We start from the raw sequence: 19,315 nt of genomic DNA, 5'->3' as shown, positions 1-19,315 counted from the left end.
CATGGCCACCGCATCCGAACCGCACATCCTGTGCACCGACCTCGTTCGCATCTTCACCGCCGATGGCGTCGAAGTGCAGGCGCTGCAGGGCCTGAACCTGCGTGTCGACGCGGGCGAGATGGTCGCGGTGGTCGGCGCGTCGGGTTCGGGAAAGTCGACCCTGCTGACCATCCTCTCGGGTCTCGACACCGCCACAGCGGGTGTCGCCCGCGTCGCGGGCCACGACCTGCTCACCATGGGCTCGCGCGAGCGCGTCGCGTATCGGCGCCGCACCGTGGGCTTCGTGTGGCAGCAGACCTCGCGGAACCTGCTCCCCTACCTCACGGCCGCCGAGAACATCGCGCTCGCGATGAACGTCGCCGGCGGTCGCCGCGGCGCGGCACGGGCGGCCCGCATCGACGACCTGCTCGGCCTGCTCGAGGTCGGCGACGCGCGCGACCGCCGACCCGGCGAACTGTCGGGCGGGCAGCAGCAGCGCGTCGCGATCGCCGTCGCCCTCGCGAACGAACCCCTCGTGCTGCTCGCCGACGAACCGACCGGCGAGCTCGACGAATCGACGTCGGCGGCCGTGCTCGAGGCGATGCGCGGCGTCAACCTCGAGCTCGGGGTGACCACGCTCATCGTCACGCACGACCCCGGAGTGTCGGGTCATGTGCGCCGCACCGTGCAGATCCGCGACGGCCGCACCTCGACCGAGGTGCTGCGCTCGACCCGCGTCGACGAGCACGGGCAGGAGCAGCACATCGCCGAGGAGTTCGCCGTGCTCGACCGCGTCGGCCGGCTGCAGCTGCCGCACGACTTCGTGCAGGCGCTCGAGTTGCGCGACCGGGTCCGCCTCGCGCTCGAGCCCGACCACGTCGGCGTGTGGCCGGGTGACGAGGGGCGAGCGGATGTCCCCCACTCGGCGACCCCGCAGGCCGGGGCCTCCGACACGCCGAGGCGGCGCCCGCGGCACGCGGCCGGGACATCCGATGCCGAACCGGCGGCCGGGACATCCGATGCCGATTCCCGACCCGAGAACGCGGCCGCGGCCGCGACACCCGACACCGAACCGGCGGCCGGGACATCCGATGCCGATTCAGGACCCGAGGAGGAACGATGACCTCATTGCGCGCCGAATCCGTGAGCCGGGTGTTCGAGGGTCGCGGCGGTGCCGTGCATGCCGTCGATGACGTGTCGCTCGAGGTGCGACCGGGCGAGCTGCTCGTCGTCACGGGCCGCTCGGGCGCCGGCAAGACGACGCTCCTGAACCTGCTCGGCGGGCTCGATCGGCCCACGTCGGGCCGGGTGGTGCTCGGCGACGACGAGTTGTCGACGCTCGACGAAGACGCGCTCGCGACCGTGCGACGCGACCGGCTCGGCTATGTGTTCCAGTCGTTCGGACTTATCCCCGTGCTGTCGGCGGCCGAGAACGTCGAGGTGCCGCTGCGGCTCGCACGCATGGACCCGGCCGAGCGCGAGGCGCGGGTCGCCGAATCGCTCGAGCTCGTCGGCCTCGCGGCGCACGCCGCACAGCGCCCCTACGAGCTCTCGGGCGGTCAGCAGCAGCGCGTCGGCATCGCGCGGGCGCTCGCCGCGCGCCCACAGGTGCTGCTCGCCGACGAGCCGACCGGCCAGCTCGACAGCGGCACCGCCGCGACCGTCATGGACCTCATCGGCGAACTCGTGCACGCCCGCGGAGTTTCGGCCGTCGTGACGACCCATGACGCCGCACTCGTCAGCCGCGCCGACCGCGTGCTCGAACTGCACGACGGCCGGGTGCGCGCGCCCGACCGCGGCGCCCCTCGCTGATCGGTTTCGCCGGCGCGGGTCGCAGGATGAACTGAGCGACACGCCGAGTCGCCCCCGGCGAGTCGCTCAGATCATCCTTCAACTCGGCGAGCGCGACCCGTCAGCGCACGCGCACCGACAGGCACGTGACGCAGCCCTCGAGCTTCTCGAACTCGCTGATGTCGACGGTCACGACGCGGTAGCCGAGCGCCGACAGCATCGCCGCCGTCTGCGGTGCCGAGGCCGACATGAGGAGCGACGTGGGGCTGAGTTCGACGACCGCCACGCCCTCGGGCTCGGGCACGGGCATGAAGGTCGCGAACACGCTGGTCACGTCGAGCAGTGCGGGGTCGCCGATGATCGTGCCGTCGGGCAATGCCGTCGCCGCGCTCTTCAGGTGCAGCGCCTTCGTGATCGGCACCGCGACCACCTGGTAGCCGTGCGGCGTGAGCAGCTCGCGCAGCTGCCGGATGCCCTCGGCATTCGTGCGCGACGACGCGCCGACGTAGACGACGGGCCCGACCTTCAGCACGTCACCGCCCTCGAGCGTTCCCGGCGATTCGATGCGCTCGACGGTGATGCCCGCGATCGAGCGCACCGTGCGCTCGACGGCCTCGGTCTCGGGCCTGCGCGACTCGGCGCCCGGGCTCGTGATCACGGCGAGGTCGCCGAACATCACGACGGTGTCCTCGACGAACGCCGAGTCGGCCAGTTCGGGCGCGGCATCGATCTCGAGGGTCTCCCAGCCTTCGGCCGCGAGCGCGGCGCAGTAGTTGTCCCACTGCTCGTCGGCGAGTTCCTGGTCGACGGGACGGCGCTCGAAGTGCGTGAGCTCGCCCTCGTCGAGATTCGACGCGGGGATGCGCACGAGCGCGATGCGGCGCGGCGGCCACTCGGGCGTGTGACCGAGGATGCCCCGCATCACGCGCGGCGCGATGAAGACCTCGGCGAGGATCACCGCGATGATGAAGATCAGGTTGAGGCTCACGAGCGAGCTGACCACGAAGATGAACAACGCCCCCGAGAAGGGGTTGCGCGATGTGGCTCCCACCGTGAACGTCGTCGCGATGAGCGCCGCGAGGCATGCCGACGCGAACCCTGTGAGCAGGGCGAGGAACCACGCGCGCGTCGCGCCGAGTGCGTTCGCGACCACGAGCAGCACCCAGGTGATCGTGGCCGTGAACGCGAAGTGCCCGAAGACCTGCCCGAACACCGTGGGCGCCTGCCCGTTGCCGATGAAGAACGCGAGCACCGCCGCGGCGAGCGCGGTCAGCGCGACCGCCGCGGCGGAGAGCAGCACCGCCACCGTGCGTCGCGCCGGGCTGGCCTCGGGTGTGTACCGGGCAGGGGCGGACGAGGGTGACGGAACGGGGGAGGTCATGGCACGAGCCTACTGGCCGCGCCGGGCCCTCATCGTGCGGCGTCGAGGCGCGCGCGGGCGAGGCGCTCGGCGGCTTCGAGGGTCGTCGCACCGCGCTGCTCGGCGTCGCGCAGCACCGAGGCGACCGTGTCGCCGATGCCCGCGATGCGCGCGTCGAGCGCGGCCTGATCGGCGTCGGGTTCGCTCGCGACATCGAGGTAGATGACCCCGCCGGCGTTCGCGACGAAGTCGGGCGCCCACACGATGCGCCGCTCGGTGAGGAGTCGTGCGACGTCTCGCGAGGCGAGCTGGTTGTTCGCTGCACCGACCACGGCACGCACCCGGAGCTCGTCGACGACTTCGGGCGTCAGCACGCCGCCGAGGCCGCACGGCACGAACACGTCGGCATCGACGCGGTGCGCGTCGGCCGGGTCGACCCACGTGGCGCCGAGCTCGTCGGCGAGCGCACGCTTGTCGACCGCGACATCGGTCACGGTCAATCGCGCGCCGGCGGCCGCGAGGCTGCGCGCGAGGCGACCGCCCACCTGGCCGAGGCCCGAGATGACGAGGTGTCGGCCGGTCGCGTCGGTCGAGCCGAACACGTGGCCGAGGGTGGCGATGATCGAGGCGTGCACGCCCGCGGCGGTGGCGTCGGCGGGCTCGCCGACCCCGCCCTGCTCGGCCGGAAGGCCGCAGACGTGCTCGGTGCGCTCGTGCACCACGGCCATGAGCTCGGCGCTCGTGCCGACGTCTTCGGCGGTCATGTAGGCGCCACCGAGGGACTCGACGGCGTCGCCGAGGTCGAGCATCGCGTCGCGCTTCTGGTTCTCGTCGAGCGTGACGCCCGCGGGGATCGCGACGACCGACTTGCCGCCGCCGCGTGCGAGACCGGCCGCGGCGTTCTTCAAGGTCATCGCCTGCGAGAGGCGCAGGGCGTCGGCGAGGGCGTCGGTCCAGTGGCCGTAACGCCAGAGGCGTGCGCCGCCGAGGGCCTGGCCGAGCCGCGTCGAATGCACGGCCACGACGATCGTGAGGCCCGAGCGAGGGCCGCGGGTGACGAGCACCCGTTCGTGGTCGGGCGCCTCGGTGGGAAGTGCTGCGTTGACCTCGGCTGCAGGGGCCGGGGCGTGTGTGATCGTCATCGATCGTTCTCCTCGAATCATCCGCTTCGTGGGCGGAACCGTGCCCGCGCCTCGTGAGCGCAGGTTCACTTCAAGGGTACCGCCGCGCGCATGCCGCGGCGCGCCTGCGAGCGTCAGTGGAAGAAGTGCCGCTCGCCCGTGAAGTACATCGCGATGCCGGCCTCGCGGGCCGCCGCGATGACCTCGTCGTCGCGCACCGACCCGCCGGGCTGCACGACCGCGCGCACCCCGCCATCGATGAGGATCTGCAGTCCGTCGGCGAACGGGAAGAAGGCGTCGGATGCCGCGACCGAGCCGGCGGCGCGCTCGCCCGCTCGCTCGACCGCGAGCTTGCACGAGTCGACCCGGTTGACCTGCCCCATGCCGACGCCCACCGAGGCCCCGCCCGAGGCGAGCAGGATCGCGTTCGACTTCACGGCCCGGCACGCGGTCCATGCGAACTCGAGGTCGGCGAGGGTGGCGTCGTCGACCGGCTCGCCCGCTGCGAGGGTCCATTCGGACGCCGGTGAGAAGTGGCGGTCGGCCTGCTGCAGGAGCGCACCGCCCGACACCTGACGCAGCTCGACCGCAGTGGGGGTGAACCCCTCGGGCAGCGTGAGCAGTCGGATGTTCTTCTTCTGCGTGAGCAGCTCGACGGCCTCGGCCTCGAACGCGGGAGCCACGAGCACCTCGGTGAAGATCCCCGAGACGGTCTCGGCCATCTCGCGGGTGACCGTGCGGTTGGCGGCGATCACGCCGCCGAACGCGGAGACCGGGTCGCACTCGTGCGCGCGCCGGTGGGCGTCGGCGATGGGGTCGGATGCCCCGAGCGCGGCGATCGCGATGCCGCACGGGTTCGCGTGCTTGATGATCGCGACGGCGGGCTCGTCGAAGTCGAAGGCGGCCCGCACGGCCGCGTCGGCGTCGACGTAGTTGTTGTACGACATCTCTTTGCCGTGCAGCTGCACGGCCTGGGCGATGCCGGGGCGACCGCCCATCGATGAGTAGATCGCGGCCTTCTGGTGCGAGTTCTCGCCGTAACGCAGGTCGGCGTCCTTCGTCCACGTGCCGCCGACCCACGCAGGGAAGGGCGACTCGTCGGCGGGCTGGTCGGGGGCGATGACGCTGCCGATGTACGACGCGACGGCCACGTCGTATGACGCCGTGTGCCGGAACGCCTCGCGGGCCAGCGACGCGCGCTGCGCGAGCGTGGTCCCGCCCTGCTCGACCGCGGCGATGATCTCGTCGTAGCGATCGGGTGAGACGACGACGGCGACGTTGGCGTGGTTCTTCGCCGACGCGCGCACCATGGCGGGGCCGCCGATGTCGATCTGCTCGATGACGGCATCGGGCGCGGCGCCGGCCGCGACGGTCTCGGTGAAGGGGTAGAGGTTCACGACGACGAGTTCGAAGGGCTTGATGCCGAGCTCGGCGAGCTGGCGCTCGTGGTCTTCGAGCCGCAGGTCGGCGAGCAGGCCCGAGTGCACCCCGGGGTGCAGCGTGCGCACGCGACCGTCGAGATGCTCGGGGTATCCGGTGACCTCGGGAACCTGCGTGACCGGCAGGCCGGCCGCCGCGATCGCCGCACCGGTGCCGCCGGTCGAGACGATCTCGACGCCCGCGCCCACGAGTGCGGTCGCGAGCTCGACGAGTCCGCGCTTGTCGCTCACGGCGACGAGCGCACGGCGAACGCGCACGAGGTCGCGTTCGCGGTAGAGGCTCGGGTCGATCGAATGGGTGCTCATGATCGTGCGAGTTCCTTCAGGTCGAGGTGCGAGTTGGCGATGTCGAGCACGGCCTCGATGAGCAGGCGCCGCTCGACGGGCTTGATGCGGTCGTGCAGGGTCGACTCGGTGTCGTCGGGCAGCACGGGGATGCGCTCCTGCGCGATGATCGGGCCGCCGTCGACCGAGTTGTCGACGACGATGAGGCTCGCGCCGGTCTGGTCGACGCCCGCGGCGAGCGCGTCGCGCACGGCGTGCGCACCTGGGAACTCGGGCAGGTAGGCGGGGTGCGTGTTGATGAGGAACGGCGAGAACGCGTCGACGACGGCGGGCGGCACGAGGCGCATGAGGCCCGACAGCACGACGAGGTCGGGCTCCCAGCGGCGCACCTCTTCGATGAGGGCGGCGCCCCAGGAGTCGCGGTCGGGGTACGCGGTGAACGGCACACTGAAGGTCGGGATGCCGAACTCCTCGCCGAGCACGAGGCCGTCGGCCTGCCGGTCGGCGCCGATCGCGACGACCCGGGCCGGGAACTCGGCGTCTTCAGCGGCTTCGAGCAGGGCCCGGAGGTTCGACCCTCCGCCGGAGATCAGCACGACGAGCTTCTGCACCCCTCGAGCCTACCGGCAGCCGTCAGGCCCCGAATGCCGTGGACCACGGCTCCGCCGCGGTCGACCTATCGACGTGGCGCCGTCACGCGCCGACGCGCACTCGGCCCCTTCGTCTGCACTCGGGCCGCGAACCCGCCCGAGATCGAGCCGATGCCCACGGTTGCGGCCGCGATGCCCGCGACCGCCCATACGTCGGGCCCGACGCCGGCGAGCCGCCCCGGGCCGACTGCGCCGCCCGACCACCACGCGAGCAGCCCCATGACGAGCGCCGCGACGAGCGCCGCCCCGGCGCCGACCGCGATCGGGCGCCACCACGGCATTACATCGACCGGCGCCACCGGGCCGGCCCCGGGCCATCCGCTCGGCGGTTCACCAAGCACGAGCCGGGCACCGATGAACGCGGCGAGCACGGGCACGAGCAGCCAGAGCACGCCGAAGACCGGCGCCGCGCCGGGGATCGCCCCGAGCAGCGGAATGCCGGGCACGGGCCCGAGCAGCGTGCCCCCGGGTGCCACGATCGTGCCCGTGCCGAGGGCGAATCCGGGGCCGAGCATCCATGCAGCGGTCCACACGACGAGGTTCGGCAGGAACGCGAGCTCACCGACGACGAGCGCGATGCTGCCGTCGATGCCCGCGCCGAGCGACTGCGAGAGCCCCGCGATCGTCGCATAGTCGAGCGTGATCAGCACCGCCACGAACACGGCCGCGACGCCGAGCAGCGCGAACGCGGCCCCCGCACCGATGCGCACTGCCGCGCCGATCGCGTCGAGGACGCCGGGTGGCAGCTGACTGAGTCGTTCGCGGAGGAATCCGCCCGCGATGTCGGTCGGGGACGGTTCGCGCAGGGTCTCGGCCACCGCGCCGATCGCGACGCCGATCGCCACCGTGAACGCGGGCAGCAGCGTCGCCTGCCCGACCGAGGCGCGCGCGACGTCGGCGCCGGCGACGAGCGCCAGAGCGCAGCCCACCGCTGCGTACACGACGACCGCGGCGACCGACCCCGTGATCGAATGCCCGCCGGCGGCCGACCGGCGGCCGATCCGACGGCCCGCGGCAACCGAGAGCAATGCGAAACCGAGCAGCGCGATCGTGATCGGGAACGGCTCGCCGGCTCCGGGAAGGCCGAGGCCGCCCGCCGTCACCGGGTCGAGCTGCACGGTGAGATCGACGCCGTGGCCGAGCAGCCACACGTCGGCCGCGGCGCGCAGGAACACGGTCGCGTCGACCGCCAACCCGTACTGCACCGCCCAGAGCAGCATGAGCGGGACGAGGGCGATGCCGAGTCCGATGAGCGCCGCGACGGCGGCCTCGAGTGCGGCCAGCAGGGCGATCGTCGTGCGTCTCATTCCTCGGGGAGCCTATCCCGAGGCGGCCGCCTCAGCCGACAGGACGTGCGGGGTCGGCGCGATGCTCGGCGGCTTCCGCCCGGTCGCCGCCGTCGAACACCGCCGTGTCGCCGGGCGCGACAGCGGAATCGGGATCGATGCCGGCGGTGTCGGATGTCGCGACGCCGGCGGTCTCGTCGCGCTCGGCTCGTTCCTGCTCGAGCTCGGCGACCTCGGCCGCCGGCCGGCGGAGCAGCTCGACGAGCAACAGGGCCACGAGCGCCAGGACCACCGTGAGCACGACGGTGCTCGTCGCGAGCGGTCGCGAGAACAGCACGACGACGGCCGCGACCACTGCGATGGCGACGTAGGCGACGGTGCGCCAACGGTCGAGGGCGACGCCGAACGATCCGGTCGTGACCCCGTGCGAGGCAGCCGCGCGACGCGCCGCCGCGAACCCCGACTCGGCGAACCCGCGCGCCGCGCGTGCCGGCCGCCACGGCCCCGAGAACCAGGCGATCACGGCGACGAGCAGCCCGAGCACGAAGAACGCGACGATCGTCGACTGCATGAGCACGATGAGGTCGTCGTAGATCGCTTCGGCGGCATCGGCGGGCATGATCGACGGACTCACCGCCCCGACGAAGTACAGCCGGCCGATGCCGAGCCCGCTCGCCATGAGCAGCATCGTGAGCGCGAGGCCGCCCGCCGTCCACACGATCGCCCGCGATCGGCGCTTGGCCACGAGCACGCCGACGACGAGGAATGCGAGCACGATCCAGGGCAGCCACGTGCCCGCGGCGACCGCGAGCTGGTAGACGGTGCGGACGGTCACCAACGCGTCGGCCTGGGCGACGACGATGCTGCGCTCGATCACCGGGATCTGCGCCGCGAAGTCGACCCCCTGCTCCTCGAGTCGCTGCTTGACCGCCTCGATGATCGGGCCCAGTTGCACCGAGAGCGTGCCGTCGCCGCCGATCTCGAGGGCGGCGTTCGGGTCGCCCTGGATCGCGGCGACCGCCTGTCGGTGCGACGCCCGCAAGGCGGCCGCCCAGATGTCGGCGAACGCGGGCGACGTGATCACCCGGTCGACCACACTGTCGACGAGTGACTGCAACCCCTGGGCGGCGGGTGCCTCGAGGAGGCCCAGCGCCGCCTCGGCGCGCGGCGGCAGGTCGAGGGCTCGGATGCCGTCGAAGACGTCGGAGGTCAACTGCGGGATGTCGACCTGCTCCTCGATCGCCGCCGTGACCTGGTCACTGATGTACGCCTGCACGGCCGGGTCTTCGGCGAGCGGCGCGAACGTGGCCACGAACCGGTCGGTGTCGACGAGTTCGAGCCGCGCCCAGCCGCTGATCACCGCGACCGGCGCGAGCAGCAGGCCCACGACGACGAGCACGATGGCAGCAGCCGTGCGGCCACGGCCACGGCCGCGTCTGGTCGGCGCGGCCGGCTCGGTCGTCGCGGTGAAGTCCTCACCGAGATCGGCCGTGGCGGTGGAATCGGCGCGCAGCCGCGCGTTCTCTGCCTCGAGTAGCGCCACACGCGCCTCGAGTTCGGTCTTGGTCATGGCAGCCATGAGGACCCCCCTCTGCGATGAGGCTAGCGCCCACGGCGGCCTGGGCGCATCACGTTCAATGGATGAATGCCTTGAGTCCGATCATCACGATGCCGAACGCCGCGGTCGCGAGGGCGCCGAGGATCTGCATCGGCCACGGCGAACCGCGCCGCCGGAAGGCGATGAATCCCAGGACGGCCAAGACGACGACGCCGGCCCACAGCGCGACCCAGAGCGCCAGTGCATCGTCGATCGCACGGGTCGCGCCGAGCAGCAGGATGAACAACGGAATGAATGCCGACAGCAGCAGACCGAGCGATCGCCGCAGCGAGGCGGTGAAGGCCTCACGGAGGCCCAGGTCCTCGTGCTCGTCGAGACCGTGGCGCGCGACGGTTCCGGCGTACACGTGCGCCGCCCAGAACACGATGACGGTCGCGAACACCTTCCAGAACACGGGCCAGACGGTCGCCTCGCCGGCGCTGGCCACGACGATCATGCCCGATACGAGGATGACCCCGTACACGGCTTCCTCGGTGATGAACGCGGAACGCACCAGGAACGCGGCCGTCTCATTCCCCGACTTCGATCGCGAGGATCCGTCGACACTCATGACGCCATGGTACTGATCGCATCACCTGGGTTGGCCCCTGTTTTGGGGATACTGAGTTTTACTCGATTTGTTTCGAGCGGCGCCACCCCGGGAGTAACGTGCGGCGTGAGCCCTGAGACTCCTCTCGGGTCCCGATGCGCCCAGTCGATGACCACACCCGAGCCGACTGGGACCGACAGTCACCCGCACGTTCATCGCGCCCGCGCACCGCCGCACCGTCTCCTTCGAGAGGACGCCGTCCGATCCGACCGGATCGGACTATCCCCGATCAGGAGGCGATGATGCCCCACACAACCCGAGCCCGAGCGTCCGAGAAATCCACACGGACGCGACGGACCCTCGCTGCAGGCGCGGCGAGCTGTCTGGCTGCAGCAATGATCATGGTCGCGGGCCCGGCACTCGCGGCGGACGGCCCGTTCGACATCAACGGCGAAGTGCCGGATGCCGGCACCACCGAGATCTCGGATCTGTTCGGAAACGTGAAGGAGCTCGGACCGCTCAACTCGAACACCACCAAGATCGGCGTCATCCACAATGACGCCGTGCCCACTCTGGGCGAGACCAACCCGAACTCGCAGGTCGACCTGCGCCGAGCCTGGCTGGACGTCGAGCGGGAGGCCGTCACCAACGACGATTGGCTGTACTTCGCCTGGGAGCGTGACAAGAACACGGGCAGCGGCTTCATTTCTTACGAATTCATGCAGGAGGAGGCGCCAGCCGCCTGCGACTACGATGGGTCGACCACTGCTGAACTGATCGCCGACTGCAATCCCTGGGCCAACCGTTCCGACGGCGACTTCATGATCCTGTGGGATCAGCAGGGCGGCAGCCTCGATCTGTTCCTGCGGGTCTGGGACGACAGCACGGGCACCCTGCTGCTCGGCGCGCCGACCGCACTCAATGCCACGGTGTCGCAGGCCGCCTACAGCGCGGACGGGTTCCGTGGTGAGGCCGCCGTCAACCTCACGGACACCATCTTCGGCGGGTCCACCGCGTGCCTCTCGTTCGCCAACACCATTCCGAGCACGGTGACCGGAAACTCAGACACCGCGGATTACAAGGACACGATCCTGGCGACGACACCGCCGATCAGCAACTGCACGACGACCACGGTGACCACGCCGAAGACCGGCGCCGGGGGCAACATCCCCGTCGGTGGCCTGTCGATCGGCACCGGCGTCGTGGCGGTGACGGACTCTGCTGAGGTCAGCCTGATCGGGGGCACTGCCACTCCGGCAGGCTCGGTGGCGTTCCACCTGTGCAAGCTGGACGCACCCGCCCTGTGCACCACCGGCGGCACGAGCGTCGGGTCGACGAACCTCACCGGTGCGGCGTATCCGGTGACCGTTTCGTCGCCGACCGCCTACGTGACCTCCGCCGGCCGGTACTGCTGGCGCGCGGAGTTCAGTGGCGACTCCGAGAACGGCATCCCCGGGTCCAGCGACTCGAGAGCGTCGGAGTGCTTCACCGTGAACCCGGTGACGCCGACCCTGGCGACCAGCGCTGGTGCTGATGTCTTCCTCGGCAACGCGGTCACGGACTCGGCCACACTGGGCGGGACGGCCACCCAACCGGCTGACCCGGTCATCAACCTGACCGGCACTGCGGGTCCGGCGGCTGGAGGAACGATCACCTTCGAGCTGTACGGGCCGGATGACTGCACCACGCTGGCCTACACGTCGCCGACGGTGGCAGTCAGCGGTAATGGCACCTACAACTCGCCTGCTCCGCAGTTCGTGCCCACCGCTCCCGGCGAGTACCACTGGGTTGCGGTGTACAGCGGAAGCCCGCCGAACACCAACGGCACCACCCACAACGCCGCGTGCACCGACGTGAACGAGGATGTGGTGGTCAACACCGTGCCCTCGTCACTGACGAGCGCGCAGAGGTGGGTGCCGAACGACTCGGTGACCGTGACGGCCGCCGCGGGCGGCAACCTGGCGGGCAACGTCGACTTCGAGCTGTTCGCAAACGCGACGTGCAGCGGCACCGCCATCTTCTCGCAGCTGAACGTCAGCGTGTCGGGAGCCTCGCCCCAGACGGTATTGACGAACAACACGACGGCTCAGCTGGCGAGTGGATCGTTCTCATGGCGAGTCAACTACGACAGCACCAACCCGGCGCAGGAGGACATCGCCGCCAGCTGCCACGAGACGTCGGTGCTGAGCATCGACAACGACATCAACGATTGATCGGAGGGAGACACCCGTGATCGGGAGGAGGCATCCGCTCGATCGCACCTGACACGGAGGGCCCCGTCGGCATCGCCGACGGGGCCCTCTCATGCGAGCAGCGGATGTCGCGACATCCGTTCGTTCGTTACAGTGCGGCGACAGCGCCCACGCTCCGCCGCTTACAGTGCGGCGTAGACCTCGCGCAGCAGCTGCGCGGTCTCGCTGGGCGTCTTGCCGACCTTGACGCCGGCGGCCTCGAGGGCCTCCTTCTTGGCCTGGGCGGTGCCTGCCGAGCCCGAGACGATCGCGCCCGCGTGGCCCATCGTCTTGCCCTCGGGCGCGGTGAACCCCGCGACGTAGCCGACGACGGGCTTCGTGACGTTGGCCTTGATGAAGTCGGCCGCGCGCTCTTCGGCGTCGCCGCCGATCTCGCCGATCATGACGATCGCCTTCGTCTCGGGGTCGGCCTCGAACGCGGCGAGCGCGTCGATGTGCGTGGTGCCGATGATCGGGTCGCCCCCGATGCCGATGGCGGTCGAGAAACCGAGATCGCGCAGCTCGTACATCATCTGGTAGGTGAGCGTGCCCGACTTCGACACGAGGCCGATCGGGCCCTTGCCGGTGATGTTCGCCGGGGTGATGCCGACGAGCGACTCACCGGGGCTGATGATGCCGGGGCAGTTCGGGCCGATGATGCGGGTCTTCTCGCCCTTCTCCTTGGCGTAGGCCCAGAACTCCGCAGAGTCCTGCACGGGCACGCCCTCGGTGATGATCACGAGGAGGGGGATCTCGGCATCGATGGCCTCGACCACGGCGTCCTTCGTGTACGCCGGGGGAACGAAGGCGATCGAGACATCCGCACCGGTCTTCTCGATAGCCTCGGCGACCGACGCGAAGACGGGCAGCTCGACGGGGTTGCCGTCCTTGTCGGTGTGCAGCACCGTGGTGCCCGCCTTGCGGGCGTTCACGCCGCCGACCACCTGGGTGCCCGCCGCGAGCATGCGCGCGGTGTGCTTCGAGCCCTCGCCGCCGGTGATGCCCTGGACGATGACCTTGTTGTCCTTGTTCAGGAAGATCGTCATTGTTGGAGTCCTGTTCCTCTCGCGACTACGCGGCGTTCGCCAGCTCGGCGGCCTTGTCGGCGCCCTGGTCCATGTTCTCGGCGAGGGTGACGAGCGGGTGCGCCGCCTCCTCGAGGATGCGACGACCCTCTTCGACCTTGTTGCCGTCGAGGCGCACGACGAGGGGCTTGTTCGCCTCCTTGCCGAGCTCGGCCAGTGCGCCGACGATGCCCTTGGCGACCTCGTCGCATGCGGTGATGCCGCCGAACACGTTCACGAACACGCTCTTGACCTGCGGGTCGCCGAGGATGATCGACAGGCCGTTGGCCATGACCTCGGCCGACGCGCCGCCGCCGATGTCGAGGAAGTTCGCGGGCTTGACGCCGCCATGGTTCTCGCCGGCGTAAGCCACGACGTCGAGGGTCGACATGACCAGGCCCGCGCCGTTGCCGATGATGCCGACCTCGCCGTCGAGCTTGACGTAGTTGAGGTCGAGCACCTTGGCCTTCGCCTCGAGCGGGTCGGCCGCCGCCTTGTCCTCGAGCAGCGCGTGGCCGGCGTGACGGAACTCGGCGTTCTCGTCGAGCGAGACCTTGCCGTCGAGGGCGATGATGTTGCCGTCTTCGTCGAGGATGAGGGGGTTGACCTCGACGAGCGTCGCGTCCTCGCCCTTGTACACCTCGTAGAGCTTCACGAAGACGTCGGCGACCGTGTCGACGAGCTCGGCCGGGAAGTTCGCGGCGACCGCGATCTCGCGGGCCTTCTCAACGGTCACGCCCGCGATGGGGTCGACCTCGATGCGCGCGAGCGCCTCGGGCTTCTCGACCGCGAGCTGCTCGATCTCCATGCCGCCCTCGACGCTCGTGAGCGAGAGGTACGAGCGGTTGGCGCGGTCGAGCAGCACCGAGAAGTAGAACTCCTGCGCGATGCGGGCGCCGCCCGCGACCATGACGCGCTTGACGACGTGGCCCTTGATATCCAGCCCGAGGATGGCCTTCGCCGCCTCGTACGCCTCATCGGGGTTCTTCGCGACCTTGACGCCGCCGGCCTTGCCGCGGCCGCCGGTCTTCACCTGGGCCTTGACGACCACGACACCGCCGAGCTTCTCGGCCGCGGCGCGCACCTCATCGGGCGTGTCCGCGATGATGCCCGGGAGCACCGGCACCCCGTAGTGTTCGAACAGGTCTCTGGCCTGGTACTCGTAAAGATCCACGCTCTACTTCCAATCGATCCGCACGCGCGGTCGCGCACAGGGGCTGGTGGGTGATGGACCCGGCCTTGAATCTCTCGAAGTCGAGATACTGCACGGGCCGACGACCATGCTACTCCCCTTGTCGGAAGCCCCGGAATCGAGTGACGTGCCTATCGTCCGAGATGCGCGGGACCGATGCGCGCGAACTCGTCGAGCGAGAAGACGAACTCGACGGGGACCTCGAAGAACCGTGCGATCCGCAGCGCGAGGTGCAGGCTCGGGTTGAACTCGCCGCGCTCGAGATAGCCGACGGTCTGGTAGTGCACGCCGATCGCCTCGGCGAGCTCGCGTCGTGAGACGCGGCGTTCGGCACGCAGCATCGCGACCCGGTTGTGCACGACGTCGGCTCGGTCGGCCCGATCAGGACGACCGCTCGCCCCTCTCTCGTCCCCGGCGACGCTCATACGCGCTGCAGCGCCGCCTGGCGCCGCGCCTCGATCGCCGAACCCGTCTCACGACGGGCGACCCGCCGCAGCAGCACCGGCGCGAGCAGGATTCCGGCGACGGCCCATGCTCCGACGACCGCGAACGCGATCGCGAGTTGCCAGCCGCCGCCGAGCTCGAACGCCCCGGCGCCCTCGGGAAGGAAAGCGCTGCGGAACGCGTGCCCGATCCAGTAGAGCGGAGATCCCTGCCCGATGACCTGCACCCACGCGGGCATCGTGGAGAGCGGCTGGATGAGCCCCGAGACCAAGGCGAGGGCGCCGACCGCGAGGAAGCCCCAACCGCCGACAGACCGGGGGTTTCGGAAGACGGTGCCGATGACGAAGCCGAACGTCGTCAGCGCGATGGTGCCGAGGATCAGCATTCCGGCGATCACCGCGAGTCCCGCGCCGTCGACGCCGAGCGATCCGCCCAGGATGACGGCGGCGATGACGATCGTCAGCACGATCGTCTCGATGAGCTCGCACATCGTGCGCGTGAGGATTCCGGTCGAGTAGGCCCGCAACCCGTTCGGGAGTGAACGGGATCGGATGAGCGTGCCGTCCTCACGTTCGGTCACGACGACGGTGGCGAGGCCGTAGCAGGTGATGAAGAGCAACTGGATCGTGAGGATGCTCGGCACGATGAACGAGGCGACAGCCACGCCGGGCGCGATCTCGGTGTCGCGATTGAGCCACAGGACGACGCCCACGATGGCGAGGCCGATGACCATGAATGCGGTCTCGCTCGGGGTGCGGAGCGAGATCCAGTGCTCGGTGATTCCGCGTCGGATCCCCGCACGTACGGCGTTGGCATTGGCGTTGGTGTTCATGCGGTCTGCACCTCACCCTGCGGGTCTCCGACGGGCACGGCCTCACTGCGGGCGACCATCGCGAGATAGGTCTCTTCGAGCGTCTGCGCACGCACTTGCAGCTCGGTGATGTCGGTGCCGGGTCGGTCGAGCAGCTCGCGCACGAACGGCACGGGATCGGCGGCGCTGTGCACGTGCCGCACTCCATCTTCACGCCACGTGATCTCGCTCGCACCGGCGACCTCGCCCGCGAGTTCCGCGGCGCTGCCGTTGGCGACGATGCGCCCGCCGTCGAGGATCAGGATCCGACCGGCGATCTTCTCGGCCTCGGCGAGGTCGTGTGTGGTGAGCAGCACTGTCGTTTCGTCGAAGTCGCTCAGCCGGTGGATGAGTTCGTGGAACTCGTGCCGGGCGACCGGGTCGAATCCCGACGTCGGCTCGTCGAGGAAGAGCAGTTCGGGCCTGCCGACGATGCCGATCGCCACGTCGAGCCGGCGACGCTGTCCGCCGGAGAGCGACCGCACCTGTGCGTCGCGGTGGGCGGCGAGTCCGACGAGTTCGAGGAGTTCCGCGGCCGGGTACGGACCTGGGCGATCGGATGTCGCGTACGGCTCGTACATCGCACCGAACTGTTGGAGCAACTGTCCGACGCGCCACCGGCCGTGGTCGCGCCACGATTGAAGGACGACGCCGACCTTCGCCCGCCACGCGTCGCCCGCGCGCTCGGGATTCTCGCCGAGCACCGAGACCTCGCCGCCAACCCGCTGGCGGAAGCCCTCGAGGATCTCGATCGTCGTGGTCTTGCCCGCACCGTTCGGACCGAGGAGCGCGACGACCTCGCCGCGATCGATCCGCAGGTCGATGTCGTCGAGCACGGTTCGACCCGAGTACTCCATGCGAAGGCCGCGCACGTCGACGACCGGTTCGGGAGTCATATCGCCCTCGCTCTCCAACAATGGAGCACTATGAGATGTAGCATCAATACTACATTTGTACGCATTCCGGTGCCAGTGATGTCCACAAGATGGACCTCAGTGGATTCAGAGCTTCTCGATCGGCGCGATCTTGATCAGGAGCTTCTTCTGCCCCGCGGTGTCGAAGGTGACGTGCGCGATGCGCTTCGTGCCCTCGCCCGTGACCTGGGTCACCCGGCCCTCACCGAAGTCGGAGTGGCGGATGCGGTCGCCGGCCTCGAGGGTGAGGTCGCCGTTGTCGCGCACGTTGCCGGTGACGCGGTTGGCCCACTCGGCCTTGGGCTTATCGGAGCGGGTGACGCTGAACCGCTCGAGGTCGCGGTCGCGGGTTCCCCACGCTCCGCCCGGCCTGCGCGCGTTGAGCGCCCGCGGCTGCGTGCCGCCCCGGCTCGTGGCCATGCCGGGCGACTGCCGCCAGTCGATGAGCCCTTCGGGGATCTCCTGCAGGTACCGCGACGGCATGGCCACGGCAACCTCGCCGAACTGCGCCCGGCTCATCGCGAGCGAGAGATGCAGCCGCTTGCGCGCGCGGGTGATGCCGACGTAGAAGAGGCGCCGCTCTTCGGCCGGGCCGCCCGGCTCGGAGGCCGACATCTGGTGGGGCAGCAAGCCCTCTTCGAGGCCGGTGAGGAACACCGCGTGGTACTCGAGGCCCTTCGCGGTATGCAGGGTCATGAGCGAGACGGTGCCCGACGCGTCGTCGATCTCGTCGGCGGCGGCGACGAGCGACACCTGGGTGAGGAAGTCGACGAGGGTCGCCCCGGGGTTCTCGCGGTCGAAGTCGCGGGTCTGCGCGACGAGCTCTTCGACGTTCTCGGCCCGGGTCTCGTCTTGCGGGTCGCGGCTGTTGCGCAGGGTCTCGAGCAGGCCCGAACGCTCGACGAGGAACACGAGCACGTCGGAGACCTTCGACGCGCCCTGGTTGGTGCCGGCCGCCATGCCCTCGGCCGACGGAACGAGCATCGCCGCCGCCTCGTCGAGCACCGTGGCGAGCGCCGTGATGGCGCCCGTGACCTTCGGCCCGAGCCCGAGACCCGATGCCTCGCGCATCGCCGCGCGGAAGGACAGCTCGTTCTGCTCGGCGAAGCTCGCGATCGCCGTCTCGGTCGCCGGGCCGATGCCGCGCTTGGGCGTGTTCAGGATGCGCCGCAGCGCGAGCTCGTCGAGCGGATTCGCGACCGCGATGAGGTAGGCCATCGCGTCCTTGATCTCGGCACGCTCGTAGAACTTCGTGCCGCCCACCACGCGGTAGGGCAGCGCTGAGCGCACGAAGATCTCTTCGAGTGCACGTGTCTGTGCGTTGGTGCGGTAGAACACGGCGATGTCGCGGTAGGCGACGCCGGCGCGGTGCAGCGACTCGATCTCGTCGGCCACGAACTGCGCTTCGTCGTGGGCGGTGTACCCCGTGTAGCCGATGATGGGGTCGCCGTCGCCGTCGGCCGTCCACAGCTTCTTGTCTTTGCGGTCGAAGTTGTTCGAGATGACCGCGTTGGCCGCCGACAGGATGTTCTGCGTCGACCGGTAGTTCTGCTCGAGCAGCACGACCTTGGCGCCGGTGAAATCGCGCTCGAACTCGGAGATGTTGCGGATGTCGGCCCCGCGGAACGCGTAGATCGACTGGTCGGAGTCGCCGACGACGGTGAGGCTCGCCCCCGGGATCGCCCCGGAGTCGTCGGTGATGCCCCGCACGAGGATGCCGTGCGCGTCGAGCTCGTCGACGATCTCGCGCGGCACCGGGCGGGTGAGCTCGCGGATGAGCGAGTACTGCGCGTGGTTCGTGTCTTGGTACTCGTCGACGAGGATGTGCCGGAAGCGTCGCTGGTAGAGCGCCGCGACCTTCGGGAACGCACGGAAGAGGTACACGGTCTCGGCGATGAGGTCGTCGAAGTCGAGCGCGCTCGCGTCGCGCAGCCGCCTCGTGTACTGCCGGAAGATCTCGAGGAACATGACCTCTTGCGGGTCGTTCGTGTTCGCGTTGCGCGCGTACGTCTCGACGTCGGCGAGCTCGTTCTTGAGCTTCGAGATCTTGGCCTGCGCGCTCGCGGGCGTGAACCCGAGGGTGTCGGCGTCGAGCTCTTTGATGATGCGCTTGAGGATCGTGCGCTGGTCGGCGGAGTCGTAGATGGTGAACGTCGAGCTGAGCCCGATGGCCTCGGCCTCGCGCCGCAGGATGCGCACGCATGCGGAGTGGAATGTCGAGATCCACATTCCGGATGCCCCTTCGCCGAGCAACTGCTCGACGCGCTCGCGCATCTCGGCGGCGGCCTTGTTGGTGAACGTGATCGCGAGGATCTGGCTCGGCCACGCCTCACGGCTCTCGATGAGGCTCGCGATGCGATGCGTGAGCACGCGGGTCTTGCCCGAGCCCGCGCCCGCGACGATGAGCAGCGCCTGCCCGCGGTACTCGACCGCCTCGCGCTGCTGGGGGTTGAGCCCGTCGGTGAGGCGTGAGCCGGTGGAAGTGGGGGCACCAGCGGATGCCGGCGGCGCCTCGCGCCAGCCGGCCGGGTCGTCGGGGTCGAGGATCAGCGTCATGTCCTG

16 protein-coding genes are annotated in these 19,315 nt (G+C 70.1%); 3 read left to right on the top strand and 13 right to left on the bottom strand.

All coding sequences use genetic code 11. The annotated features are described in order from the left end of the window. Position 1: 1 nt before the first annotated feature. A complete protein-coding gene (locus tag LQ757_RS05540) occupies positions 2 to 1,102 on the top strand; it encodes an ABC transporter ATP-binding protein (protein WP_231046173.1) in 1,101 nt (366 codons plus the stop codon). Further along, positions 1,099 to 1,791, top strand: coding sequence for an ABC transporter ATP-binding protein (locus tag LQ757_RS05535; RefSeq protein ID WP_231046172.1), 693 nt, complete (start codon positions 1,099 to 1,101; stop codon positions 1,789 to 1,791). The genes LQ757_RS05540 and LQ757_RS05535 overlap by 4 nt, the downstream gene beginning before the upstream one ends. Before the next feature lie 100 nt (positions 1,792 to 1,891). Here LQ757_RS05535 and ddaH read toward each other — a convergent pair whose 3' ends face one another. The 7 genes from ddaH to LQ757_RS05500 all read right to left on the bottom strand — a co-directional run bounded on the left by ddaH (position 1,892) and on the right by LQ757_RS05500 (position 10,079). Further along, complete coding sequence (gene ddaH / locus LQ757_RS19300; protein WP_304504428.1) at positions 1,892 to 3,151, bottom strand: dimethylargininase; 1,260 nt, start codon at positions 3,149 to 3,151, stop codon at positions 1,892 to 1,894. Positions 3,152 to 3,180: 29 nt separating this feature from the next. After that, the gene (locus tag LQ757_RS05525; RefSeq protein ID WP_231046171.1) at positions 3,181 to 4,272 is read right to left on the bottom strand and encodes a Glu/Leu/Phe/Val dehydrogenase family protein; all 1,092 of its coding nucleotides are present in this window, start codon (positions 4,270 to 4,272) and stop codon (positions 3,181 to 3,183) included. A 113-nt stretch (positions 4,273 to 4,385) separates the two neighbouring features. Continuing rightward, the gene (purH, locus tag LQ757_RS05520) at positions 4,386 to 5,996 is read right to left on the bottom strand and encodes a bifunctional phosphoribosylaminoimidazolecarboxamide formyltransferase/IMP cyclohydrolase (protein WP_231046170.1); all 1,611 of its coding nucleotides are present in this window, start codon (positions 5,994 to 5,996) and stop codon (positions 4,386 to 4,388) included. After that, positions 5,993 to 6,586: a phosphoribosylglycinamide formyltransferase gene (gene purN, locus LQ757_RS05515; RefSeq protein WP_231046169.1), complete on the bottom strand. Its 594-nt coding sequence runs from the start codon at positions 6,584 to 6,586 to the stop codon at positions 5,993 to 5,995. Before purN ends, purH begins: the two co-directional genes overlap by 4 nt. Positions 6,587 to 6,651: 65 nt before the next feature. Then, positions 6,652 to 7,932: a cell division protein PerM gene (locus LQ757_RS05510; protein WP_231046168.1), complete on the bottom strand. Its 1,281-nt coding sequence runs from the start codon at positions 7,930 to 7,932 to the stop codon at positions 6,652 to 6,654. Between the two features lie 31 nt (positions 7,933 to 7,963). Continuing rightward, a complete protein-coding gene (locus LQ757_RS05505) occupies positions 7,964 to 9,490 on the bottom strand; it encodes a hypothetical protein (RefSeq protein WP_231046167.1) in 1,527 nt (508 codons plus the stop codon). A gap of 55 nt (positions 9,491 to 9,545) precedes the next feature. Then, complete coding sequence (locus LQ757_RS05500) at positions 9,546 to 10,079, bottom strand: hypothetical protein (RefSeq protein WP_231046166.1); 534 nt, start codon at positions 10,077 to 10,079, stop codon at positions 9,546 to 9,548. Between the two features lie 374 nt (positions 10,080 to 10,453). On the opposite strand from LQ757_RS05500, the gene LQ757_RS05495 reads away from it, so the two are divergent. Continuing rightward, the gene (locus LQ757_RS05495; protein ID WP_231046165.1) at positions 10,454 to 12,271 is read left to right on the top strand and encodes a hemagglutinin; all 1,818 of its coding nucleotides are present in this window, start codon (positions 10,454 to 10,456) and stop codon (positions 12,269 to 12,271) included. 161 nt (positions 12,272 to 12,432) lie between these two features. Here the strand turns inward: LQ757_RS05495 and sucD are convergent, their stop codons facing one another. The 6 genes from sucD to LQ757_RS05465 all read right to left on the bottom strand — a co-directional run bounded on the left by sucD (position 12,433) and on the right by LQ757_RS05465 (position 19,309). Next, complete coding sequence (sucD, locus tag LQ757_RS05490) at positions 12,433 to 13,335, bottom strand: succinate--CoA ligase subunit alpha (RefSeq protein WP_231046164.1); 903 nt, start codon at positions 13,333 to 13,335, stop codon at positions 12,433 to 12,435. 25 nt (positions 13,336 to 13,360) lie between these two features. Beyond that, positions 13,361 to 14,527 (bottom strand): ADP-forming succinate--CoA ligase subunit beta, encoded by a 1,167-nt coding sequence (gene sucC / locus LQ757_RS05485; protein ID WP_231046163.1) that lies wholly within the window; start codon positions 14,525 to 14,527, stop codon positions 13,361 to 13,363. A 149-nt stretch (positions 14,528 to 14,676) separates the two neighbouring features. Continuing rightward, the gene (locus LQ757_RS05480; protein ID WP_231046162.1) at positions 14,677 to 14,970 is read right to left on the bottom strand and encodes a helix-turn-helix transcriptional regulator; all 294 of its coding nucleotides are present in this window, start codon (positions 14,968 to 14,970) and stop codon (positions 14,677 to 14,679) included. Then, positions 14,967 to 15,821: an ABC transporter permease gene (locus LQ757_RS05475; RefSeq protein ID WP_231046161.1), complete on the bottom strand. Its 855-nt coding sequence runs from the start codon at positions 15,819 to 15,821 to the stop codon at positions 14,967 to 14,969. The genes LQ757_RS05480 and LQ757_RS05475 overlap by 4 nt, the downstream gene beginning before the upstream one ends. Continuing rightward, positions 15,818 to 16,735, bottom strand: coding sequence for an ABC transporter ATP-binding protein (locus LQ757_RS05470; RefSeq protein WP_231046160.1), 918 nt, complete (start codon positions 16,733 to 16,735; stop codon positions 15,818 to 15,820). Before LQ757_RS05470 ends, LQ757_RS05475 begins: the two co-directional genes overlap by 4 nt. Before the next feature lie 105 nt (positions 16,736 to 16,840). After that, a complete protein-coding gene (locus LQ757_RS05465; RefSeq protein WP_231046159.1) occupies positions 16,841 to 19,309 on the bottom strand; it encodes an ATP-dependent helicase in 2,469 nt (822 codons plus the stop codon). Between the last annotated feature and the right edge of the window lie 6 nt (positions 19,310 to 19,315).

It is taken from the genome of Agromyces cavernae (assembly GCF_021044935.1).
GTDB classification, from domain to species: domain Bacteria; phylum Actinomycetota; class Actinomycetes; order Actinomycetales; family Microbacteriaceae; genus Agromyces; species Agromyces cavernae.
Note: the sequence above shows the minus strand (reverse complement) of the source record. Positions and strands in the feature narration are given on the sequence as shown.